22 protein-coding genes are annotated in these 21,235 nt (G+C 75.0%); 5 read left to right on the top strand and 17 right to left on the bottom strand.

Annotated elements, in window-relative coordinates; genetic code table 11:
- Positions 1-10 precede the first annotated feature (10 nt).
- The 4 genes from ACH436_RS02035 to ACH436_RS02020 are packed head-to-tail and all read right to left on the bottom strand — an operon-like array spanning position 11 to position 4,201.
- Positions 11-706 carry a histidine phosphatase family protein gene (locus ACH436_RS02035; RefSeq protein ID WP_430558507.1) on the bottom strand — a complete coding sequence of 232 codons (696 nt, stop codon included), beginning with the start codon at positions 704-706 and terminating at the stop codon, positions 11-13.
- Complete coding sequence (locus ACH436_RS02030; RefSeq protein WP_430558506.1) at positions 706-1,455, bottom strand: zinc ribbon domain-containing protein; 750 nt, start codon at positions 1,453-1,455, stop codon at positions 706-708. The genes ACH436_RS02035 and ACH436_RS02030 overlap by 1 nt, the downstream gene beginning before the upstream one ends.
- A gap of 21 nt (positions 1,456-1,476) precedes the next feature.
- The gene (locus ACH436_RS02025; protein WP_430558505.1) at positions 1,477-2,427 is read right to left on the bottom strand and encodes a Nif3-like dinuclear metal center hexameric protein; all 951 of its coding nucleotides are present in this window, start codon (positions 2,425-2,427) and stop codon (positions 1,477-1,479) included.
- A 25-nt stretch (positions 2,428-2,452) separates the two neighbouring features.
- Complete coding sequence (locus ACH436_RS02020; protein ID WP_430558504.1) at positions 2,453-4,201, bottom strand: bifunctional 3'-5' exonuclease/DNA polymerase; 1,749 nt, start codon at positions 4,199-4,201, stop codon at positions 2,453-2,455.
- A 148-nt stretch (positions 4,202-4,349) separates the two neighbouring features.
- On the opposite strand from ACH436_RS02020, the gene ACH436_RS02015 reads away from it, so the two are divergent.
- Positions 4,350-5,765: a dihydrolipoyl dehydrogenase family protein gene (locus ACH436_RS02015; protein WP_430558503.1), complete on the top strand. Its 1,416-nt coding sequence runs from the start codon at positions 4,350-4,352 to the stop codon at positions 5,763-5,765.
- A gap of 134 nt (positions 5,766-5,899) precedes the next feature.
- Entirely contained in the window at positions 5,900-7,756 is a 1,857-nt protein-coding gene (locus ACH436_RS02010; protein WP_430558502.1) for a protein kinase, read from the top strand.
- A gap of 35 nt (positions 7,757-7,791) precedes the next feature.
- Here ACH436_RS02010 and ACH436_RS02005 read toward each other — a convergent pair whose 3' ends face one another.
- The 13 genes from ACH436_RS02005 to ACH436_RS01945 all read right to left on the bottom strand — a co-directional run bounded on the left by ACH436_RS02005 (position 7,792) and on the right by ACH436_RS01945 (position 17,705).
- The gene (locus ACH436_RS02005) at positions 7,792-8,673 is read right to left on the bottom strand and encodes a manganese catalase family protein (protein WP_430559133.1); all 882 of its coding nucleotides are present in this window, start codon (positions 8,671-8,673) and stop codon (positions 7,792-7,794) included.
- A gap of 172 nt (positions 8,674-8,845) precedes the next feature.
- Entirely contained in the window at positions 8,846-9,646 is an 801-nt protein-coding gene (locus ACH436_RS02000; protein WP_430558501.1) for a GvpL/GvpF family gas vesicle protein, read from the bottom strand.
- Entirely contained in the window at positions 9,643-9,978 is a 336-nt protein-coding gene (gvpK, locus tag ACH436_RS01995; protein WP_430558500.1) for a gas vesicle protein GvpK, read from the bottom strand. Before gvpK ends, ACH436_RS02000 begins: the two co-directional genes overlap by 4 nt.
- On the bottom strand, positions 9,975-10,901 hold the full coding sequence (locus tag ACH436_RS01990) for a gas vesicle protein (protein WP_430558499.1): 927 nt from the start codon (positions 10,899-10,901) through the stop codon (positions 9,975-9,977). Before ACH436_RS01990 ends, gvpK begins: the two co-directional genes overlap by 4 nt.
- Complete coding sequence (locus ACH436_RS01985; RefSeq protein WP_430558498.1) at positions 10,898-11,326, bottom strand: gas vesicle protein; 429 nt, start codon at positions 11,324-11,326, stop codon at positions 10,898-10,900. The genes ACH436_RS01990 and ACH436_RS01985 overlap by 4 nt, the downstream gene beginning before the upstream one ends.
- Positions 11,327-11,462: 136 nt before the next feature.
- Positions 11,463-12,104, bottom strand: a complete 642-nt coding sequence (gene gvpO, locus ACH436_RS01980; RefSeq protein WP_430558497.1) for a gas vesicle protein GvpO — start codon at positions 12,102-12,104, stop codon at positions 11,463-11,465.
- The gene (locus tag ACH436_RS01975; protein WP_430558496.1) at positions 12,101-12,352 is read right to left on the bottom strand and encodes a gas vesicle protein GvpG; all 252 of its coding nucleotides are present in this window, start codon (positions 12,350-12,352) and stop codon (positions 12,101-12,103) included. Before ACH436_RS01975 ends, gvpO begins: the two co-directional genes overlap by 4 nt.
- A 3-nt stretch (positions 12,353-12,355) precedes the next feature.
- Positions 12,356-13,093, bottom strand: a complete 738-nt coding sequence (locus ACH436_RS01970) for a GvpL/GvpF family gas vesicle protein (RefSeq protein ID WP_430558495.1) — start codon at positions 13,091-13,093, stop codon at positions 12,356-12,358.
- A 23-nt stretch (positions 13,094-13,116) separates the two neighbouring features.
- Positions 13,117-13,533, bottom strand: a complete 417-nt coding sequence (gene gvpJ, locus ACH436_RS01965) for a gas vesicle protein GvpJ (RefSeq protein ID WP_430558494.1) — start codon at positions 13,531-13,533, stop codon at positions 13,117-13,119.
- 41 nt (positions 13,534-13,574) lie between these two features.
- Positions 13,575-14,618 (bottom strand): SRPBCC family protein, encoded by a 1,044-nt coding sequence (locus tag ACH436_RS01960; protein WP_430558493.1) that lies wholly within the window; start codon positions 14,616-14,618, stop codon positions 13,575-13,577.
- Between the two features lie 23 nt (positions 14,619-14,641).
- Positions 14,642-15,496: a hypothetical protein gene (locus ACH436_RS01955; RefSeq protein WP_430558492.1), complete on the bottom strand. Its 855-nt coding sequence runs from the start codon at positions 15,494-15,496 to the stop codon at positions 14,642-14,644.
- 491 nt (positions 15,497-15,987) lie between these two features.
- The gene (locus ACH436_RS01950) at positions 15,988-16,242 is read right to left on the bottom strand and encodes an acyl carrier protein (RefSeq protein ID WP_430558491.1); all 255 of its coding nucleotides are present in this window, start codon (positions 16,240-16,242) and stop codon (positions 15,988-15,990) included.
- 134 nt (positions 16,243-16,376) lie between these two features.
- Positions 16,377-17,705 carry an APC family permease gene (locus ACH436_RS01945; RefSeq protein ID WP_430558490.1) on the bottom strand — a complete coding sequence of 443 codons (1,329 nt, stop codon included), beginning with the start codon at positions 17,703-17,705 and terminating at the stop codon, positions 16,377-16,379.
- Positions 17,706-17,995: 290 nt separating this feature from the next.
- Between ACH436_RS01945 and ACH436_RS01940 the strand changes: the two genes are divergently transcribed.
- From ACH436_RS01940 to ACH436_RS01930, 3 genes are read left to right on the top strand one after another with little or no spacing between them, the layout of a single operon-like run.
- Positions 17,996-19,078, top strand: coding sequence for an acyl-CoA dehydrogenase (locus ACH436_RS01940; RefSeq protein ID WP_430558489.1), 1,083 nt, complete (start codon positions 17,996-17,998; stop codon positions 19,076-19,078).
- Positions 19,072-20,445 carry a PIG-L family deacetylase gene (locus tag ACH436_RS01935; protein WP_430558488.1) on the top strand — a complete coding sequence of 458 codons (1,374 nt, stop codon included), beginning with the start codon at positions 19,072-19,074 and terminating at the stop codon, positions 20,443-20,445. The genes ACH436_RS01940 and ACH436_RS01935 overlap by 7 nt, the downstream gene beginning before the upstream one ends.
- Entirely contained in the window at positions 20,442-21,182 is a 741-nt protein-coding gene (locus ACH436_RS01930; RefSeq protein ID WP_430558487.1) for a glycosyltransferase, read from the top strand. Before ACH436_RS01935 ends, ACH436_RS01930 begins: the two co-directional genes overlap by 4 nt.
- Positions 21,183-21,235 lie beyond the last annotated feature (53 nt).

Below are 21,235 nucleotides of genomic sequence, written 5' to 3'. Positions count from 1 at the left end.
CGGCGGAGGCTCAGACGTCGGTCGGGAAGCCTGCCGCGGTGATCTCCGCGAGCGCCGGCTCGCCGTCGTCGCCGAGGCCGAACCGCAGCACGGTGAGCGAGCACGGCGGCACGCGCAGCAGCCGCCACGACGGCACGGGCGCCCCGAGGGACCGCCCCAGCAGGGCGCGGATCGTCACGGTGTGGCTCACGACGACGGTCGTCGCCGCGGGGTCCGCCGCCGTGACCACGTCGCGCAGCCCGGCCCACGCCCGCTCGCCCACGTCCGCGTACGACTCGCCGCCGGGCGCCCGGGCGGTGCCCGTCGTGGAGAACGCGGCGAGCTCGTCGGGCCAGCGGGCGGCGATCGCGTCGGGCGCGAGGCCCTCCCAGTCGCCGAACACGCACTCCACGAACCTGTCGTCGGTGCGCACGTGCTGGCCGGTGCGCCGTCCGACCGCGGCGGCCGTCTCGAGCGTGCGCACCAGCGGCGACGCGACGACGGCGCCGACGCGCGGCAGGTCGGGCCACAGGTCCTTGCCGAGGCGGAAGACCGCGTCCGCGGCCAGGGCCGCCTGGGTGCGCCCGCGCGTCGTCAACGACGGCCCGGGGACGCCGCCGCCCGAGTAGGCGCGCACCTCGGTCAGCTCGGTCACCCCGTGCCGCACCAGGACGACGGTGCGCAGGTCGGCGCCCGCCGCCGGGCTGGCCCCGGACGGACGGGCCATCAGGCGCCGGCGCCGTCGTCCGCCAGGCGCACGAGGATGCGGCCGCACTCCTCGCACCGCACGACCTGCTCCGGCGGGGCGGCCTTGGCGGCGGCGAGGTCGGTGGGGTTGAGGTCGAGGCGGCAGCCCTCGCACCGGCCGCCGCGCAGCGCCGCGGCGCCGACCCCGCCGAGCTGGGCGCGCAGCTTGTCGTACAGGGCGAGCAGCCCGGCGTCGAGACCGGCCGCGACCGCCTCGCGTTCCGCCTTGACCTTCGACCCGGTCGCGTTGATCTCGGCCCAGGCCTCGTCCCGCTCGGCCGTGGCCTTGGCCTTGGCCGCCTCGAGCTCGGCGTGCGCCGACTCGACCTCGGCGAGCGAGCCCTGGTGCGCCTCCAGGCGCTCCATGACCTCGATCTCGGCGTCCTCCAGGACCGACTGGCGGCGGGCGAGGGACTCGAGCTCGCTCACCAGGGCCTGGGAGTCCTTCGCCGAGAGGGCGCCGGAGTCGAGCTTCTGCTGGTCGCGCTCGGCGCGCGTGCGCACCTGCGCGACGTCGGACTCGGCCTTGGCGAGCTCGCGCTCGAGGTCGGCCACGGCGGTGCGCGAGTCGACGAGCGAGGTGTGCAGGTCGCCGATGCGGCCGTCGAGCTCCGCGATGGTCGCGAGCGCCGGGTGGTTGCGGCGCTGGTGGACGAGCTGCTGCATCCGCGTGTCGAGGGCCTGGACCTCGAGCAGTCGGCGCTGGTCCTCGGGGGGTGCAGTGGCCACGGGCGGTCCTCTCGCAGTGATTCAGATGGTGGGGCGGTCGGTCTCGCGCTCGGTGCTCGCCACCCGCGCGGTCCACGGGTCGGTGCCGATCGTGCTCACCCTCGTGGTCACCGTACCTTCTCCGAGAGCCTCCCCGGTGCCCGCTGCGGCCCGCTCCCCCAGCCGCGTGACGACGTCCTCGGCGGCGTAGGCGAGCCACGGCCACTCGCTCGCGAAGTGGGCGACGTCGACGAGGAACGGCGTCGCCGTGCCGCCCGGCCCCGCCTCGAAGTCCGCGCGCTCCTGCAGCTCCGAGGCGGGGTGGTGGCGCAGGTCGGCGGTGACGTACACGTCGACGGCGGCCGCGCGGACGGCGTCGAACAGCGAGTCCCCGGAGCCGCCCACCACGGCGGCGGTCGCGACCGGGGCGTCGAGGTCGCCCGCGACGCGCACGCCCTGCGCCGTCGCGGGCAGGACGGCGGCGACGCGCTCGGCGAACGCGCCCAGCGTCGTGGGCTCGGCGAGCCGGCCGACCCGCCCGATCCCGCGGACCACGCCGTCGCCGTCGTCCCCGACGACCAGCGGGCTCCGGTCGGTGATGCCGACCAGGTCCGCGAGCGCGTCCGCGACGCCCCGGGGAGCCGCGTCGGCGTTCGTGTGCGCCACGTACAGGCCGCAGCCCGCGCTCACCAGCCGGTGCACCACGTCGCCCTTGAACGTCGTCGCCGCGACCGAGTGCACGGGCCGCAGGAACAACGGGTGGTGCGTGACGAGGAGGTCCGCGTCCCAGGCGATCGCCTCGTCGACCACCGCGGCCACCGGGTCGACGGCGAACAGGATCTTGCGCACGGGCGCCGCCGGGTCGCCGACCACCAGGCCGACCGCGTCCCAGCCCTCCGCCGTCGACGGCGGGTAGAGGCCCTCGAGGGCGGTGACGACGTCGCGCAGGACAGGGCTGCTCGGTGCTGTGCTGTCTCCGGTGCCGGTGGTCATGGCCCGACCCTAAAGCCGGGGCCGGTCACTTGGCGTCGGCGTAGGAGTCGACCGCCGCGACCGTGAGGGGGAAGTCGACCGGGAAATCCCCGAACAGCAGGCGGCCCGCCTCCTCGGCGGCCGCGCGCACCTCGGCGGCGACGACGTCGGCCAGCTCGCGGGGGGCGTGCACCACCACCTCGTCGTGCAGGAAGAACGCCAGGTGCGGACGGTCGGCGAACGGGGCGGGCGCCCGGCCCGGCCGCACACTCTCCGCGACCCCGAGCGACCACAGCCGACGGCGGATCGACGCGAGCCAGCACAGCGCCCACTCCGCCGCCGTGCCCTGCACCACGAAGTTGCGGGTGAACCGCCCCCACGACCGCGTCGCCGACCGGGCCCGCGCCGCGGCGTCGGCCCCCGCGTCGTCGGCGAACGCGCCCGCCTGCGCCTCGTCCCACGCCGAGCCCGGCGCCGGGGACGACCGGCCGAGCCACGTCGTCACGACGCCCCCGCGCTCCCCCGTGCGGGCCGCCTCCTCCACGAGCGCGATCGCCCGCGGGTATTCGCGGCCGAGTCGCGGCAGCACCTGGGCGCTCGCCCCCGTGGTGCCGCCGTACATCGCGCCGAGCATGCCCACCTTGGCCAGCTCGCGGGTCGGCACCGCCCCGGACGCGACGATGCCGGCGTACAGGTCGCCGGCGCGGCCCGCGGTCGCCATCGCCTCGTCACCGGCCATGCCCGCCAGGACACGCGGCTCCAGCTGCGCGACGTCCGCCACGACGAGGCACCAGCCCGGGTCGGCCACCACCGCACGTCGCACGCCCTTCGGCAGCTGCAGCGCACCCCCGCCCGTGGACGACCAGCGCCCCGTCACGACGCCGCCCACCACGTACTCGGTGCGGAAGCGGCCGTCGGTCACCCACTCGTCCAGCCAGTGCCAGCCGTTGGCCGTGAGCAACCGGTAGAGGTTCTTGTACTCCAGCAACGGTGCGACGACGGGATGGTCGAGCTTTTCCAGCTCCCACTTGCGCAGGCTGCGCGCCCCGACGCCGGCGTACTGCATCGCCTTGAGCAGGTCCGGGTGCGAGTCGGGGTTGAGGGACGGCGGGGCGTCGAGGGCAGCCCGGATCCGCCCCACGAGCTCCTCGAGCCGCGCGGGACGCTGCCCCTCGCGCGGCCGGGGGCCGAGCGCCTCGGTGAGGATCGCGTCGTGCACGTCGGCGCGCCACGGCAGTCCCGCGTGGTGCATCTCCGCCGCGACGAGCGCGCCCGCCGACTCCCCCGCCGCGAGCAGCCGCAGCCGCCCGGGCACCGCCGAGCCGCCGACCGCCGCCTCCTGGAGCCGCAGCTCCGCGACCGGGTCCGTCCCCGCACCCTCGACCGCCGGTGCGGGGGCGGCCGGCGGCGGCAGCGCAAGGTCGAAGAGCGCGTCGTCCTGCGGCGCCCGGCGGGCGCCGACGGCCGGGGCGACGCCGGCGGGCGTCGGGGCCATCGCGTCCCACGCCCCGGAGGGCGCCGTCGCGAGCGCGGAGCCCGCGGCCGCCGTGGAGTGCCGCAGGATGCGGTGCACGAGCCGCAGGTCGTGCGACCGCTCCACGCGGACGCCCGCGCGAAGCAGGTCGAGGTACCAGCGGTTCGTGTCGTCCCACGTCCACCGCGGGGCGCGGCCGCCGTCCGGGTCGGACTCGCGGGCCGCGACGAGCGCGCGCAGGTCCGCGGCGGGCACGGCGCGAGGCGCGCCGTCGTGCACGCGGACCGTGCCGCCGGGCTCTCGGGTCAGGACGACGTGCACGCCGTCATCCTGCCGTGCGCCACCGACGCGCCGCTCGCCGCGCGGCGACCCCGCCGATGTGGTGCGCTGGCCGCGGGGTCGGCGCACCGGACCGTCGCCTGACCGCGTACCTCAGCAGGCACAGCAGGCACCCATCCAGGAGGACCGCATGACGACCGAGCAGCACGCCGAGACCGTCGACGTCGTGGTGATCGGCACCGGCCCCGGGGGCGAGGACGCGACCGGCCGGCTGGCCCGCGCCGGGCTGGACGTCGTCGCCGTCGAGGCCCGCCTGGTGGGCGGCGAGTGCCCGTACTACGGGTGCATCCCGACCAAGATGATGGTGCGCGCGTCGGACGCGCTCGCGGAGGCCCGTCGTGCCGGCAGGCTCGCCGGCCGGGTGGACGTCACCCCGGACTGGGCGCCCGTCGCCGCGCGCGTGCGCGACGAGGCCACCGCCGACTGGGACGACACGGCCGCCGTCGAACGCCTGGAGAAGGCCGGCGCGCGCGTGGTGCGCGGCCGGGGCCGCGTCGTGGGCCCGGGCGAGGTCGTCGTGGCGACCGCCGACGGCGAGCGCCGGTTCCGGGCGACGCGCGGCATCGTCCTCAACCCGGGCACCGAGCCGGCGGTGCCGCCGGTCGATGGCCTCGCCGACACCCCCTTCTGGACCAACCGCGACGCCGTGCGCGCCACCGAGGCGCCCGCGTCGCTGACCGTGCTGGGCGGCGGGGCCATCGGCTGCGAGCTGGCGCAGGTCTTCGCCCGGTTCGGCACCGCCGTCGAGGTGGTCGAGGCCGGGCCGCGGCTGCTGGCCCTGGACGAGCCGGAGGCGAGCGCGCTGCTCGCCGACCGCTTCGCCGCCGAGGGGATCGGGGTGCGCGCCGACGCCAAGGTCTCGTCCGTCTCGCACGACGGCAGCGGCTTCACCCTGACCCTCGGCGACGGCACGCAGCTGGTGTCCGAACGGCTGCTGGTGGCCGCGGGCCGGCGCACCGACCTCAAGGCGCTCGGCGTCGCGACGGTCGGCATCGACGACACCGGCCGCACGATCCCCGTCGACGACCGGCTGCGTGCGGCGGACGGCGTCTGGGTGATCGGGGACGTCACGGGCAAGGGCGCGTTCACCCACGTGTCCATGTACCAGGCGCGCATCGCCGTGGCGGACATCCTGGCGACCACGGGCAGCGGCGAGGGCGGCGACGAGCAGGAGCGCGCCGACTACCGCGCCGTCCCGCACGTGACGTTCACCGACCCCGAGATCGGCGGGGTGGGCCTCACCGAGGCCGGGGCGCGCGACGCCGGCCTGACGGTCCGCACCGGGAGCACCGACCTCGCGGCGTCGTCGCGCGGGTTCGTGCACGGCCCCGGCAACGAGGGGCTCATCAAGCTGGTCGAGGACGCGGACGCGGGTGTGCTCGTCGGCGCGACGGCGGCAGGACCCGCGGGCGGCGAGATCCTCGCGGTCCTCGCGCTCGCCGTGCAGGCCCGGGTGCCCGTCACCGAGCTGCGCCACCTGATCTACGCCTACCCCACCTTCCACCGGGCCATCGAGAGCGCGCTGGCGGACCTCCAGGAGTCGTGACCGGGCGCACTGCGACACGGTCGACCACCACTTATCCTGTGATGGCCCATGACTGAAATGACCGAGTTCGCCACCCTCACGCCCGTCCGTCCGCCCCTCCGTCACGACGGCCCGCTCGCCCCGCGGTGCACGGCATGACGCCGGAAGAGGTGCCCGCGGGCGGGCACGTCGTGCTCGGCGGCAGGTACGTGCTGGGCGACATCCTCGGCACGGGCGGCACGTACACCGTCTACGAGGCGTCGCTCCTGCCCGGGGCGGAGATCCCGCGGCGAGAGGCCGGCGACGCGGAGCGCACGGTCGAGCCCGCCGCCGAGCCCACGGACGGGCCCACGGACGAGCCCACGGACGAGCCCACGGACGAGCCCACGGACGAGCCCGCCGTCGAGCCCGATGCCCCGGCCGCCCCCGACGTGCCGCCGCTCCTCGTCAAGGTGCTCCACCCGCACCTGGTCGACGACGAGGTGGCGCGAGCGAGTCTCGCCCGCGAGATCGCGGCGTCGGACCTCGTGGACCACCCGGGCGTCTCGAAGGTCCTCGACACCGGAGAGGACGAGGTCGCCGGCGCGACCGTCCCCTGGCTGCTCATGCGGCGCCTGCCCGGCACACCCCTGTCGGAGCTGGCCGCCGGCGCCGGGCTGGTCTGGCCCGAGGCGCTCACCGTGGTCGCCGGGCTGCTGGAGGGGCTCGAGGCCGTGCACGCGGCAGGGCTGGTGCACCGCGACGTCGGCCCGCGCAACGTCGTGGTCGAACGGCGCGACGACGGCGGCATGACGGTCGGCCTGCTGGACCTCGGCCTCACCGCGCCGGGCGGGGGCGACGGCGACGGAGAGCGCGTGGCCGGCTCGGCGTCGTACATGTCGCCCGAGCAGGCCCAGGGCCGTCCGCTCGACGCGCGCAGCGACCTGTACTCGGTCGGGGCGCTCGCGTACTTCGCGCTCACCGGCCACCCGCCGTACGAGCGCGCACGGCCCGGCGACGTGCTGCTCGCCCACGTCGGGGCGCCCGTGCCCGCGCCGTCGGCGCGGAGGGCCGCCGTCCCGACCGCCGTCGACCGGTTCGTGGCCCGCGCGATGGCGAAGAACCCCGCGCGGCGGTTCGCGAACGCCGGCGCGATGGGCGAGACGGTCGCGACCCTGCTCGCGGGTGCGCCGAAGGTGCCCGTGACGCCCGCCGTCACGGGGCCGGCCGAGCCGGACGGCGACCAGACCATGACCATGGGCCAGATCGCCGCCCAGGACCCGCACCGGACGGCGGCGCTGGGGGCGGCGGCCGCGGTCGCCGCTGCCGCCGCCGAGGCGGAGCTCCAGCGCACCCGGATGCTCGGCGCCGTCGACGCGACCGAGCCCCTGACGCCCACGCCGGACGACGCCGCGCCGACGCAGGACCTCTCCGGCGCCGAGGAGGCGCCCACCGAGGTGCTGGGCGGGCCGCCGTCCGAGCCGCCCACCGCGACGCCCGTCGACGGCGTGCCCGCGGCCGAGGAGCCTGAGCCGTCCCGGGCACGCCGCGTCTGGCTGATCGTCCTGGCCGCCCTCCTGGTGCTGGCCCTCGGCGCAGGGGCGTTCTGGCTCTTCCGCGACACCGACGGTTCGGCCCCGGTCGCCCCGGTCACGCAGAGCCCGTCGCCGTCCCCCACGCCGTCGCGGACGCCGACCCCGACCTCCACGCCGACGCAGGCGCCGGCCGAGCCGACCTCCCGCCCCGACCGGACGTCGACGCCCACGCCGACCAGCACGCCCACGCCGACGGAGACGCCGACGGAGACCTCGACGCCCACGCCGACCCCCACGTCCACCCCGACGCCCACCGACGAGCCGACGTCGACCCCGACGCCCACCGACGAACCGACGTCAAACCCGACCCCGACCGACGAGCCGACCGAGCCCGAACCGGAGCCGACGGACGAGGAGACGACCACTCCCCCGGAGCCCGAGCCCACCGGTGAGGCCGCCGGCAGCAACGGCGGAACGGGGTCCGGCACGGCGCCCTGACGTGCGCAGCACGTCGTCGGCGCCGGTCGTGGTCCTCACTCCTTGTGGAGCGCGTCCTTGACGGCGCCGGTGGCCTTCTTGAGCCCCGAGGCACCGGGCACGGTGCCGTGCAGGCGCTCGTCCGGCTTCGTGGGGGCCGGCATCGGGACACCGGCGGGCGGCTCGGGGACGTACTCGAACTCGCCCTTGCCGTCCGGCGTCGGCCCGCTCGCCCAGGTGCCCTCCGACGCCTGCTCGCCGTCGGAGAAGTTGATGTACTGGTAGGCCACGTCACGGTCCTCCTTGCCGAGCGGGAAGGTGCTCGGCACCGGCAGGTCCTCCACCCCTTCGTCGCGCAGCTCCTGCGCCGCGGCGAGCCACTGGTTCTGGTGCATCGTGTCGCGCGCCAGGAGGAACGCCAGCAGGTCCCGCACGCCCGCGTCGTCGGTCATGTGGTAGAGCCGTGCCACCTGCAGCCGGCCCTGCATCTCGGCGTTGGCGTTGGCCGTGAAGTCGGCGAGCAGGTTGCCGCTCGCCGTGACGTACCCGGCCGACCACGGGTTGCCGTTGGAGTCGACCGGGCGCGCGCCCGCGCCGGCGACGATCGCGTGCTGGGGATCGGTACCGCCCACGATCGCGGCGACGGTCGGGTCGTCCTGGACCGCGCCCTCGACGGTGCCGATCGGGGCGTCCTCGAGCAGCTGCGCGATCATCGTCGCGAGCATCTCGACGTGCCCGAACTCCTCGGCCCCGATCCCGTACAGCAGGTCGCGGTACTTGCCCGGCAGGTGGGCGTTCCACGACTGGAAGCCGTACTGCATGGCGACGGTGATCTCGCCGTACTGCCCGCCGAGCACCTCCTGCAGCTTGCGGGCGTACACGGCGTCCGGCTTCTCGGGCTTGGCCGCGTGCTGGAGCTCTTGTCGATGGAAGAACATGGATCGCTCCCGTCCGAGGGGCGGTGCGCCCTCGATCTGGTCGGGGTGCACGCCGCTGCTCGACGCGAACACCACCACCCTGGTCCGGGCCTCTCCTGCACGCACCTGGTCGTGGTTCGTGCCCACCTGTCCCGCCGTGGACGGGCCCTGGCCCGTCGACGGCGCGGGGACCTCAGGTCGTCGTCGGGGCGAGATCCGCGAAAGAGTACGGCGGCCAGGGCCCGACGAAACGGATGCGGGCGGCGGGCTCCTCGTCGCGCACCCGCGCGAGCTCGACCCCCACGCGCTCCACGCCGTCCGACGGCACCAGGAGGGCGACGGCCAGCACGGGCACGACGCCGGCCGGCGGATGCGCGCGGCGGGTCTCCGTCACCTCTTCGGCCGTCGCGGCGAGGCGGCGGCGCAGCGCGGGGTACAGCTCGTCGGCGAGAGCGTCGGTCACCTCGCGCTCGAGCTGCTCCACCCGCTTCGTCAGCAGGCGCCGGACGCCGGGCGGCCGGGACTCGAGCTCGTCGCGCAGCGCGCCGACCCGGGCGTCCCCCGCCGCCGCCTCGTGCTGGTCGATCCCGATCTCCACCTGGAGCTCGCCGCGGCCGGCGAGCTGCGCCAGGCGAGCGTCCAGCCGCTCGGCGTGCTCGCCCAGCCAGGCTTCCAGCCGGTCCCGTGCGGGATCGGCGGTGGTGCCCGCGACGATCACGTTGAAGCTCATCGGCAGCACCGCACCCGCGGCCTGCCACAGACGGTCCACGACGTCGCTGTGCTCCACGACCCACCGGCGCACGTCGTCGTCCGGGCCGGAGTACGGCGTCGCGTCGTGCCGGTGCACGACGGCCGTCAGGCCCTGGACCGTGACCCGCTCCAGCGGGGCCCCGTCGATGCCCGCGCCGAGCTCGTCCGGGGCGCCGCGGGCCACCGCGTACACGTACAGGCCCTCGGTCGAGGTCGCGGTCGCGCTGTCCGTCCCGGCGGTCATGCACGACCCCGCGGCGTGCCCCCGGACTCGTCCTCGACCCACTGCGAGGGGTTCACGAGCTTGTCCAGGACGTCGTCGACGACGTCGTCGAGCCCTCGGCGCAGGTCGGCCACCGAGGCGGTGAGGCCGTGGTCGGCCTTGATGGACTCGAGCGCGTCGTCGAGGTCGAGCAGGGCCTGGCCGAGCCGCTCCTGCTCCTCCTCGGTGAGCTCGCCGCCCTCGAGGCGGCGGAGCGCCTGACCTTCCAGAGCCTCCTGGATCACCTCGACCAGCGTCACCACCAGGGTGAGCACGCCGTTCTTCAGGCTGTGCTCGTCGATCGTCAGCGTCATGCGTCGCCTCCTCGGGGAGCGTGGGCCGCCGCGGCGAGGGCACGCGCCCACGCGGCGTCGCGGGTGGCCAGCCGCACTGTGCCTGTCTCGCCCGTGACCAGCAGCACCTGCCGGCCCACGGGGGCGCGGCCGGTCCGCACCTGCACGTCCCGGACCTCGCGGAGACGGAGAGCGGGCCGCGCGTCGCCTGTCCCCTGCCACGTCAGCCCGCCCGGGCCAAGGCTGCCGGTGCCGCCCCTCCAGACGGACGGGCCGGCGCGCTCCTCCCGGTACCAGACCGGGGCCTGGTGACCCGCGGCGGGTCGCGCGGGGCCGCCGGTGCCGCCGCGGCGCATCAACGCCGCGAGCCGGTCCGGCGCGGCGGCGGACAGCAGCGCGGTGCCCGCGGGCGTCGTGACGGCCAGGCGCTCACGCTCCTCGCCGCCGACCGCGAGCTCGGTGCGCACCTCGACCTCGGTCACGTCGTCCAGCGCGGTCTGCCACAGCAGCTCCCGCGGGTCCGCGCGCCAGACGAACAGGCGCCGCGTCGTGAGGTACACCGTGCCGGGGCGCCAGATGGTCGCAGGCTCGTCCTGGCGGTGCCCGCCCGCCATGCGGGCCACGACCTCCTCGTCCGGCTCCAGCGGTACGTGCCGCGCGAGGGACTGCCGCACCCAGGCACGGGTCTGCTCGTCCCAGCCGCGCATCATCCCGTGCTCGAGCATGGTCTCGATGCCGGCGACGGCGGCCCGGAGGTTCACCCCGATCAGCGGGATGTCCGCCACCGTGATGATGAGGTCGAGGTCGAGGAACACGCCCTTGTTCAGCAGCGCGTCGAGCAGGTCGGGCAGCGTGGCATGCAGGTCGCGGGACGGCTGCAGCGCGCCTGTCTCGTCCGGGGCCGCACGGAGCGACGGCGTGGTGCGGGCGAGCGTCTCCGTCATCGTCGGCCCCTGCCCGAGGCCCGATCGTCGGCCCCGTCGTCGGCCCCGTCGTCGGCCCCGTCGTCGGCCGCGTCGTCGGCCTCGTCGTCGCCGGTGGACGTCGTGCCCTCGACCTCGGCCCGCGGGGCGTCCCCCCGCTGCGTCAGAGCGCTCTGCCACCCGCACCACGGGCAGTACTCCTCGAGCAGCTGCTTCGTCGGGGCGGTCTTGCCGCAGCTCGGGCAGGTCTCCTTGGGCTCGATCGCCTGCTGCCACGCCACCGTGTCCCGGTCCGTGCCTGCCGGGAACTCCAGGCCGTACCGGGCCGCGGTGTCGAACGAGGCGAGCGCGGCCCGGATCCGGATGCCGAGCAGCTCCACGCCCGCGACGGACACCATGATGTCGGCGTTGACCACCAGGCCCTTGTCGAGCAGTGTCTCGACCACCTGCATGAGGGTGCCCTCACGCGCGCGCTGCGGTTCGACCGGGCCGCCTGAGCCGGGGACCACCGTCATGCTGCGTCGCTCCCTCCTGGTTCACCTCGGGACTGGTTCTCCTCGGGACGTCTCGTCGCGGCGGCGGTCACCGTTCCGTCCGCCCGCGGACGTACCGGCGCCCGCGCGTCACGCCACGCAGCCCGCCGTCAGCGTCGAGGCGCACCTCGTACTCCGCGAGGACGTCGGACGTGCTGGGCACGTGCGCGTCCTCCAGGACCTCGACGGTCACCGTCCAGCCCTCCTCGTCGCGGTCGATGCCCACGACCCCCTCGGGCCGGTGGTGGGTGAGCTCCCGCAGGTGCTGGACGGCACGCCGGGCCGCGCCCTGCGCGTCCAGCCCGCCGGACGGCGGCTCGGGTGCTCCCGACGTCGAGTCCTCGTCCTCGTCGTCGCCGGACTCCTCGCCCTCAGGCTCGTCGTCCACGGCTTCGTCGTCCACGGGCTCCTCGCCCTCAGGCTCCTCCTCCGCGGGCTCGTCGTCCGTCGCGTCCTCGCCCTCTGGCTCCTCGTCCGCAGGCTCGTCGTCCGTCGCGTCCTCGCCCTCAGGCTCCTCGCCCTCAGGATCCTCGTCCGCGGGCTCGTCGCCCTCGGGCTGGTCCTCGGGCTGGTCCTCGGGCGACTCGTCCGAGGACGACTCCTGCTGGGCGTCCTCCGGTTCGTGGGTCGCGGGCGGTCGGCGGCGCCGCGCCGGGGTGTCGTGCGCCTGCGCCTTGCGTGCCGGGCTCATGCTCCACCTCCTCGGCGTCGTCGGCTCGACTCCATGAGCCGGGCGACCAGCTCACGCTCGGTCGCGTCGGCCTCGGCGTCGTCGATCGTCCCCTCCTCACGAGCGCGGGCCACCTCGTCGAGGTGGCGCCGGATCGTGCCCGGGTCGTACAGCTCGCGCTCAGCCTCGGAGCGGACCTGCTCGGCCACCCAAACGACGCCGCGCACCGGGGCGAGCGGCAGGGTGACGAGCGCGGAGAGGAGACCCACGGCTCACACCTCCTCGGCGAAGTCGTACGCCGCCTGCGGTCCCACGAGACGCACGCTCACACGGTCGGCGACCTGAGCGGCGAAGGCCTCGAGAGCGTCCTCGAGCGCCCCCACCTCCTCGCGCCGCACCAGCAGCGCGAGCTCCGCCACGTCGCCCGTCCGTGTCACCTCGTGGTCGCTGGTCGCGCGTGCGAACGGCTCCACGGTGCGGGCGAGCAGCTCGGCGTCGGCGGGTCGCCGGGCGTCGAACCCCGCGACGACCAGCTCGCCGAGCCGGATCCGCTCGTCATACGTGGCCATCTCGTCCCGCCCTCGCGTCCGCTCGCGCAGCCGACGGATCTCGGCGTCCTCGGCGACGAGCTCCGCCAGCACGGCCTCCTCGCGGTACCGGGCCGACACGGTCATCTGGACCAGACCCGCGAGGGCGCGGAGGTCCGCGGCGTGGCGGTCCTGCTGGTCGGCCGGCACCGCCTCGTCGAGCGCGCCCGCCGTCGCCAGCGTGCCGAACTGCACGGGCAGCACCGGGACGGTCTCGGCGACCGCGTCGAGGACGCGGGCGTGGTCGCGCACGTCGTCCGGCAAGCCCACCTCCCGGTCGTCGGGGGCCTCCGAGACGACCGCTCGGAGGCTCCCCAACGGCTCGGCACGAACGGCCCGCCCGGCGATCCCGGTCAGCCCGGACGGCAGCCGGGCGTCGCCGGGTGCGAGCCCGTACAGGTAGAGACCGTGCGTCCGGACCACGGGATCCTCGTCGGTCCGCACCGTCACGAGGCCCCCTGGCGGCTGGTCCGGCGGCGGGACCGCTGCGGCTTCTCGTCGTCGTCGCCGTCATCGTCGTCCTTGCCCCCGGTCAACGCCTCCTTGGCGCCGGAGACCATGCCCTTGGTCTTGCCCTTGGAGCCGCTCTCCGAGATGTCGTCGATCAGCTCGGGCAGCTCTCGGCCCCCGGTCTGCTCGAGGTCGAGACGGTTCGTGGCCTCGGCGAAGCGCAGGTACGTGTCGACGCTGGCGATGACGATGCGGGCGTCGATCGTGATCAGCTCGATCCCGACGACGGACACCCGGACGAACGCGTCGATCACCAGCCCCTTGTCGAGAATGATGTTGACGACGTCGGCCAGCGACGACGACTGGGGGCGGTCCAGGTAGCCGCCCGAACGGCGGGTTGCGACCTCACTCATGGTTCCTCCTCGCTGCGTGCTCGGTCAGATGCGGTCCGCGCTCAGCGGGAACGGCGACGCCTGGCCCGCGGCCTCTCCTCCTCGGGCTGCTCGTCCTCGGGCTGCTCGTCCTCGGACTCCTGATCGGACTCCTGATCGGACTCCTGATCGGACTCCTCGTCGGACTCCTCGTCGGACGCCTCGTCCGCGGCGTCCTGGTCGCCCTCGCCCTCCTCCTCGCCCTCGCCCTCTTCGCCCTCGCCCTCCGACTCGCTCTCTTCCTGCTCGGCGACGACGTCCTCGTGGGACCGGACGATCTCCTCGTCCTGGATCTCCGCCCGGTAGCCCTCGAGGTCGTCCGGGTGGAGCACGACGTCGGTCATGACGTGGTGCACGAAGAACTTGAGCTCCAGCCGCAGCCGGCGCCCGACCGGCCGCCACACGTTGGCGACCTTCTCCATGAAGCCGCGCGGGCGGTACTCCACGACCACGACGATGCGGGTCAGATCGTCGGCCAACGGGTGGAAGGTCACCGCGCCGCTGAGCGTCCCCTTGTCGCCGGTCGAGTCCCACACGACCCGCCGGGTGGCGATCTGGTCGACGATCGTCGCCTCCCAGCTGCGGTTCGACCAGAACACCTTGCCCTCGAAGGAGACGGTGCCCTCGTCCTCGTCGAGCTGCGCCTTCTCGACCTTCTTCATGAAGTCGGGCCAGGTGTCGTACTCCGTCCACGCGTTGTAGACCACGTCGATCGGTGCCCCGACGTCGATCGCCTCGACGAAGTTGATGAACCGGTGTCCACCACCGCTGCCTCCGCCGTCGCCCCCGCCGCCGAAGATGCCGGACACCTTGTCCTTCACCGCCGCCACGGCGGACTTCGCCCCCGCCTTGAGCGGCGACCCGCCCTCCGCGAGGGTCTTGGCCCCCTCCGCGACCGCGGAACCGCCCGGGTTCTGGGCGTAGTCGGTCAGCTTGTCCGTGACCGAGCCGACCTTGTCGCTGACGGTGCTGACCGCGCGATCGCCGAACGCCCGCGCGAGGCCGCCGATGGATTCCATCAGGCCGCCGACGCCGTCGGACGTGGCGGACTTGGCACTTTCGCTCATGTCTCTCTCCGCTCCGCTCGAGTTCAGGACGACGTGCGCGAGGATCGCGAGCCGGTCGACTTCGAGCCCGACGACTTCGAGCCGGATGCCTTCGAGCCGGACGAGCGCGAGCCGGACGCCTTCGAGCCGGACGAGCCGGACCCCGACGACGAGCGCGAGCCGGACGAGCGCGAGCCGGACGAGCGTGAACCGGACGAGCGTGAACCGGACGACGCGGAGCGCGTCCGCGTGGAGCCCGAGCCGGAGGAGCTCGCCGCCGACGTCCCGCTCTGGGCGGACGCGGAGGTCTTGCGTCGGCGTGCCGGCGCCTTCTTCTCCTCGGGCTTCTCCTCGGGTTCCTCCGCGGGCTCCTCAGCCTCGTCGTCGGCGCCCTCGTCGCCCTCGTCGTCGGACTGGCCGGCCTCGTCCTCAGGGGCCTCTTCGTCCGCAGGTGCCTCCTCGTCGTCAGGAGCGGCCTCGTCCTCAGGAGCCTTTTCGTCCTCGGCGGCAGCCTCGTCCTCGGGAGCGGCCTCGTCCTCGGGAGCTTCCTCGTCGACGTCGTCGGACTGGTCGGACTCGTCGTCCTTGCCCCGTCGGCCGCCGGCCTCGAGCCGGGAGGTGAGATCGTCGACCCTGCTGGTCACGGCCGCGAGCGCGGCAACCTTCCCCGCATCGACGAGCCGACCTGTCACGTCGCCCGTCAGGCGCTTGATCTCCGGCGAGGACGCGAAGTCGCGCAACCCGCCCAGGCCGTCGAGCAGCGCTCCGCGCGCCGACTCGTCCCGCAGGCGGTTGCCCGCCACGGCCGCGCTGAGCATCACGGCCGTCTTCAACTTCTTGGTCCTGCCGAGGAGATACCCGCCGAGGAGTATCCCTGCAAGCTTCAGCTTGTCGTCCATCGCAACCCCAGGGGTGGTTGGTAGGAAGCCAGCACGCTGCTCGACTGGTTCGAACAACGTGGCACAGACACGACCTGCTCGCCTGATCGTTGCCGCCCGCACCGGAACGGACGGCGAGCGGCGGCAGTCTGTCCCCCGGGCGCCCCGCCCGCCGGGCCGACAGAAGCGCAGGTCACGGCGGCGTCGATGCCCGCGACGCGTCACTTCGACACGTCCCCGCCGCCCGGCTCTCGCCGCCCGTCGACCCGCCGTCGGGCCCGGTCCGGGGGGGGTGGCTCGACGCGCCGGCGCTCACCGGTGCCGGGCGGTTGCGAGCATCAGTGGCGGACCAGATCCTGGCTGCGCGGTACCGGACATCACCTGTGCGGTACCGCGCCAAAGTCTCCTCCTCGACGCACGAGGCGGGGCTCGGACCCTGGTCGTGAACGGCCAGGGTCCGGGCCGATCCCTTGGCCGTGCGGGCCGACGTCGCCTCGGCCTGCGCGCCGTCCCTACCCCTGGCCGCCCTCCGGTGAGGTCGCCGAGGTGCCGTGTCTCGTGAGCTGGCCGAGGAACTCGTGACACCGGTGTGCCCGCTGCGAGTCCTCGGCCATCACCTGCTCGAAGAAGGCCGCGATCTCCTCCTGGCCCGCGTTGCGCGCGTCGCGCACGTACTGCCCGTAGTCGTGGCCCGCCTTGAGCGAGTGGTACTGCACCGACACCAGGTCGTAGGTGACGTCGTCGAAGCCCGTCTCTCCGGTAGCCATGGTCGTCCTCCGATGCGTGAGAGGGGACGGCCCGCTGCTGGACCTCTGTCCACCGTCCCAGCCCGGCCCGTGCTCGCAAACCGACGACCCGGACGCGTCCGGCACCTACCTCGAGGCCGACCCGCCGGTCGGGATCATGCCCTCTCGTCGCGCGCGCGAGCCGTGCGCGTGGCCCAGCGCGTCACGAGATAGACGACGAGCCCCACCGCGACGAGCACGCCGGCGAGCGCCCAGTGCTGTGCCTCCTGCTGGGTCAGGAGCACGACGCAGGTGGCGATCGCGAGCACCGGGAGCGCCGTCGGCGACCGGAAGTGGTCGTGGTCGACGTCGTCGCGGCGCAGGACGAGCACGGCGACGTTCGTGGAGAGGAACACGAACAGCAGCAGGAGGACGACGGTCGAGGCCAGGTCGACCAGCTCCCCTGTCGCGGCCAGCACGACGGCGACGGCGGTGGTCACCAGGATGGCCACACCCGGCGTGCGCCGGCGCGGCAGCACGCGCGCGAGCGGGGCGGGCAGCAGTCCTTGCTTGGCCATGCCGTAGGAGAGCCGGCTGGTCATGATCATGGTCAGCAACGCGCCGTTGGCGACGGCGACGAGAGCGATGACGGCGAACAGCTCGGGCGAGACCGCACCGGCTGCGCGGACCACCTCCAGCAGGGGTCCGGACGACGCGGCGAGCTCGGACGGCGGCACGACCGCCGGCGCGACGAAGCCGAGGAGCACGTACACCGCACCCGCGGTGGCGAGCGCACCGAACAGGGCGCGGGGATAGACCCGCGAGACGTCGCGGACCTCCTCGGCGAGGTTCGCGGACGTCTCGAAACCGACGAACGAGTAGAACGCCACCAGCGCGCTCCCCAGCACGGCGAGGCCCACCGACGAGTCCTCCGGAGGGATGAACGCCCCGCCGAGGTCGGCGTCCCCACGCCCGATCACCCAGGCGCCCAGGACGATGACCAGCACCAGGCCGCTGGCCTCGATCACCGTCATCACGACGTTCGCGCGCAGCGACTCCTTGATGCCCCAGGCGTTGACGAGCGCCACGACCAGCAGGAAGACGACCGCCGCGGGGACCTGAGGGACGTCGAGAAAGGCGGTGAGGTACTCCCCCGTGAACGCCAACGAGAGCCCGGCGGCGCTCACGACTCCCGCGGCCAGCATGCAGAACCCCACGAGGAAGGCGACCAGCGGGCTGCGGAACGCCTTCTCGGCGAAGACCGCCGACCCGCCGGCCCGCGGGTACTTGGTGACGAGCTCGGCGTACGAGAAGGCCGTCAGCAAGGCCATGGCGAGCGCGATCGCGAAGGACAGCCACACGAGGCCGCCCGCCTCGCCGGCCATCTCCCCGATGAGCGCGTACACACCGGCGCCGAGCACGTCGCCGAGGATGAACAGGTAGAGCAGGGGCCCGGTCACGGCACGGCGCAGTCCGGAGGCCTCGGTGGTCGTGGTGCTTGCCATCTGGCGAGTCTGGGGTCGGGTCGACTTCTACGCCCGGCGGCACCCGGCGGCCGAGGCGAGCCCCCGCGACCTCGCGCTCGAGACGGGAGCATCACCACCACCTCGTGGTCTCCCAGGGGGACGCGGCCGAGCCCCTGACAGGCCCACGGAGGCTTGATCCTCCGCGGCTCTCGACCGGCCCAGCGCCCCATACGCCCAGGTCAGCGGTTGCGAGGCACTGCCACCGCCACGACGCTGGGGGCGGTCCAGAGGCGGCCACATCACCGGCACCATCGGAGGACGGCGAGGTCATGCCCGTACGCACCCACCAGACCCCTCTCGGCGCGGGAGGACTTCCTGCACCCGGCGACACGCGGCCGGGCGGCCTGCTGGACGGCGAGGACCTCGCCGTCGTCGGCGGGCTCGGGACAGACGTGCCCGCGACGCTCGCCTGGGTCACCGAGACCGCACGACGCCTGCCCGGTCCGGGCGAGGGGCGGACGGCGGAGCTGTGGGCATCGCTCGCGGCGGTCGCGGCCGTGGACGTCGGCGTCGCGCGGGCGCTCGAGCCGCACCTCGACGCGCTGGCGATCCTCGCCCAGGCCCCGGGATCCGTCGCGCTCGACGTGGTCGGTGCTGGGCAGGACAGCACCTGGGGCGTGTTCGCCGCCGAGGCGCCGACGGCCCGCCTCGAGGCGAGCGGCACCGACGGCGCCGGCTGGTCCCTCGACGGGACCAAGCCGTGGTGCTCGCTCGCGGGCCGGCTCAGCCACGCGCTCGTCACCGCGTGGACCGACGACGGGCGCCGGTTGTTCGCCGTCGACCTGCGCCAGCCTTCGGTGGACCCCGCCGACGGGCCCTGGGTGGCTCGCGGCCTGGCGCAGGTGGTCAGCGCGCCCGTCCGGTTCAGCGCCGCACGAGCAGTCCCCGTGGGGGCGGCAGGCTGGTACCTCGAGCGACCAGGCTTCGCCTGGGGCGGGATCGGGGTCGCGGCATGCTGGTGGGGCGGCGCGGTGGGCCTCGCGCGGACCCTGTGGGAGTCGCTGGGCCGTCGAGAGCCGGACCAGCTCGCGCTCGCCCACCTCGGCGCGGTGGACGTGGCGCTGGGCGCGGCGCGCGCGACGATCGCCGAGGCGGCCGCGGCGGTCGACGACGGTGTGGACGGTGCGGCCGCGGCCGTCATCGCACGCCGGGTGCGGACCGCCGTCGCCGACGCCGTGGAGGAGGTCCAGCGTCGGTGCGCCCACGCCTTGGGTCCCGGCCCGCTCACGACCGACGAGGCGTTCGCCCGCAGGGTCGCGGACCTCAGCCTGTACGTACGCCAGCACCACGCGGAGCGCGACCAGGCCGCGCTGGGCCGCGACCTGCTCGCGGCCGGGGAGCGGCCATGGTGAGCTTCGACCACCGCGAGCCCGGCACGTCGGAGGACGCATGGACGCGAGCCGGCATCCTGGACCGGCCGCGGGACCTCGACCTCGCCGACGTCGGCGCTTGTGTCCTGCTCGCCGCGCACCCCGACGACGAGACGCTGGGCGCGGGAGGTCTCCTGCACCGTCTGGCCGCCCGCGGCGTCCCCGTCACGCTGCTGGTGGCGACCGACGGGGAGGGCTCCCACCCCGGTTCCGAGACGACCCCGAGGCAGCTGCGGGCCACGCGGCGACGGGAGCTGCTCGACGCCCTCGACGTGCTCTCCCAGGACGTGCGCGTCCTGCTGCTCGGACTCCCCGACGGGGGGCTGCGCGAACACCGGGACACGCTCCTCGCCGCCGTCACGTCCGCCGTCGACCTCGCCGGGTCCGACGGGGTGCCTCCCCTCCTCTGCGCCCCGTGGCGCGGAGACGGGCACCGTGACCACCGCATCGCCGGCGAGGTCGCGGCCGAGGTGGCGGGGGCCCGCGCGGTCCGGCTCCTCGAGTACCCCCTCTGGCTCTGGCACTGGGGCGATCCGGCCGGCGACGACGTGCCGTGGGACGCGCTGCGCGGGCTGCGACTCACGGACGAGGAGGCCCTTGCGAAGGAGAAGGCCGTCGCGGCGCACGCCTCGCAGACCCGAGCCCTCTCCGAGCGGCCCGAGGACGCCCCGGTCGTCGGGCACGAGATGGTCCGGCACGCGACGCGGCGCGTCGAGGTGCTCGTGGAGAGCGGCCCGGGTGCCGCCGCCGCACCCTCCCTCGACCGAGGTTTCTTCGACCGTTTCTACGAGGGTCGTACCGACCCGTGGGGGTTCGAGACCCGCTGGTACGAGGAGCGCAAGCGTGCCGTGCTCCTCGCGTCGTTGCCCCGCCCCCGGTTCCGGGCCGTCCTCGAGATCGGCTGCTCGACCGGTGTGCTCACCGCGGAGCTCGCCCGGCGGGCCGACTCGACCGTCGGGGTCGACATCGCGGACGCGCCCCTCGACGCCGCCCGGCGTCGCCTCGGCCCGGGACCACGCCTGCTGCGCCTGGACACCCCCGCGCAGTGGCCTGACGGGACGTTCGACCTCGTCGTCCTCTCAGAAGTCCTCTACTACTACGGCCGCGAGGACCTGGACCGCACCCTCGACCTCGCCGTCGGCTCCCTCGCCGCGGACGGGGTCCTGGTGGCGTGCCACTGGCGGCACCCCGTACCCGAGTACCCGCTCGGCGGCGACGAGGTGCAGGCACGCGTCACGAGCCGGCCGGAGCTGAGCGTCGTCGCGCACCACGAGGAGGAGGACTTCCTCCTCGACGTGCTGGTTCCCGGCCCCGCACGTTCCGTCGCGCGCGAGACGGGTCTCGCATGAACAGCGTGGATCGGGCCCGCGCCGACGCCCCGACCGAGGCCGTTCTGGTCGTCGTCCCCGTGCACGACGAGGAGGACCTCCTCCCGGCGTGCCTGGCCTCGGTCCGAGGCGCCGTCGAGCAGCTGGGGCGCGAACGGCCCGCGCTGCGGGTCGCGACCCTCGTCGTGCTCGACGGGTGCACCGACGCGAGCGCCGACATCGCGCACGGGGCCGGGGTGCCGGCGCTCGTCACGGACCGGACGGGCGTCGGGCGCGCCCGCGCCATGGGGGTGACGGCCGGCCTCGCCCTCCTCGACCCGACCACCCTCGCGCGCGCCTGGATCGCGTGCACGGACGCGGACTCCGTGGTGCCACGGCACTGGCTCGTGCGTCAGGTCGAGCTCGCCGACGCGGGCGCCGACGTGGTGGTCGGCACGGTCCGTCCCCGCCTCGGCGACCTCTCCCCCGACCGTGCCGCCGCCTGGCAGGCACGGCACGTGCCGGGACGGGCGAACGGCCACGTGCACGGCGCCAACCTCGGGATCCGTGCGGCAGCGTACGACGCCGCTGGCGGGTTCCCACCCGTCGACGTGCACGAGGACGTGGACCTCGTCCGCGCCACCCGGCAGGTCGGCGCGCGGGTGGTCGCCGACGCCGGCGCCGAGGTGCTCACCTCGGCCCGCCTCGTCGGGCGCGCTCCGGGTGGCTACGCCCGTCATCTGCGCGAGGACCTCGTGCCGCTCGACCGTCTGGCGTGACAGGCCGCCTTCCCCCCGCCCCGGAACGCCTGTGTCGCCGCGGCGGTCCAGGG

It is taken from the genome of Isoptericola sp. NPDC019693, assembly GCF_044389085.1.
GTDB lineage: Bacteria > Actinomycetota > Actinomycetes > Actinomycetales > Cellulomonadaceae > Isoptericola.
This window is presented reverse-complemented; position numbering and strand designations above follow the sequence as displayed.

Coding starts and splice junctions, on each gene's coding strand:
- gvpO (WP_430558497.1), bottom strand. CDS start 12,104: ATGAGCCCGGCACGCAAGGCGCAGGCGCACGACACCCCGGCGCGGCGC.
- ACH436_RS02015 (WP_430558503.1), top strand. CDS start 4,350: ATGACGACCGAGCAGCACGCCGAGACCGTCGACGTCGTGGTGATCGGC.
- gvpJ (WP_430558494.1), bottom strand. CDS start 13,533: ATGAGTGAGGTCGCAACCCGCCGTTCGGGCGGCTACCTGGACCGCCCC.
- ACH436_RS01950 (WP_430558491.1), bottom strand. CDS start 16,242: ATGGCTACCGGAGAGACGGGCTTCGACGACGTCACCTACGACCTGGTG.
- ACH436_RS02005 (WP_430559133.1), bottom strand. CDS start 8,673: ATGTTCTTCCATCGACAAGAGCTCCAGCACGCGGCCAAGCCCGAGAAG.
- ACH436_RS01935 (WP_430558488.1), top strand. CDS start 19,072: ATGGTGAGCTTCGACCACCGCGAGCCCGGCACGTCGGAGGACGCATGG.
- ACH436_RS02010 (WP_430558502.1), top strand. CDS start 5,900: ATGACGCCGGAAGAGGTGCCCGCGGGCGGGCACGTCGTGCTCGGCGGC.
- gvpK (WP_430558500.1), bottom strand. CDS start 9,978: ATGACGCTGACGATCGACGAGCACAGCCTGAAGAACGGCGTGCTCACC.
- ACH436_RS01930 (WP_430558487.1), top strand. CDS start 20,442: ATGAACAGCGTGGATCGGGCCCGCGCCGACGCCCCGACCGAGGCCGTT.
- ACH436_RS01940 (WP_430558489.1), top strand. CDS start 17,996: ATGCCCGTACGCACCCACCAGACCCCTCTCGGCGCGGGAGGACTTCCT.
- ACH436_RS01945 (WP_430558490.1), bottom strand. CDS start 17,705: ATGGCAAGCACCACGACCACCGAGGCCTCCGGACTGCGCCGTGCCGTG.
- ACH436_RS02000 (WP_430558501.1), bottom strand. CDS start 9,646: ATGACCGCCGGGACGGACAGCGCGACCGCGACCTCGACCGAGGGCCTG.
- ACH436_RS01990 (WP_430558499.1), bottom strand. CDS start 10,901: ATGACGGAGACGCTCGCCCGCACCACGCCGTCGCTCCGTGCGGCCCCG.
- ACH436_RS02035 (WP_430558507.1), bottom strand. CDS start 706: ATGGCCCGTCCGTCCGGGGCCAGCCCGGCGGCGGGCGCCGACCTGCGC.
- ACH436_RS01960 (WP_430558493.1), bottom strand. CDS start 14,618: ATGAGCGAAAGTGCCAAGTCCGCCACGTCCGACGGCGTCGGCGGCCTG.
- ACH436_RS02025 (WP_430558505.1), bottom strand. CDS start 2,427: ATGACCACCGGCACCGGAGACAGCACAGCACCGAGCAGCCCTGTCCTG.
- ACH436_RS01955 (WP_430558492.1), bottom strand. CDS start 15,496: ATGGACGACAAGCTGAAGCTTGCAGGGATACTCCTCGGCGGGTATCTC.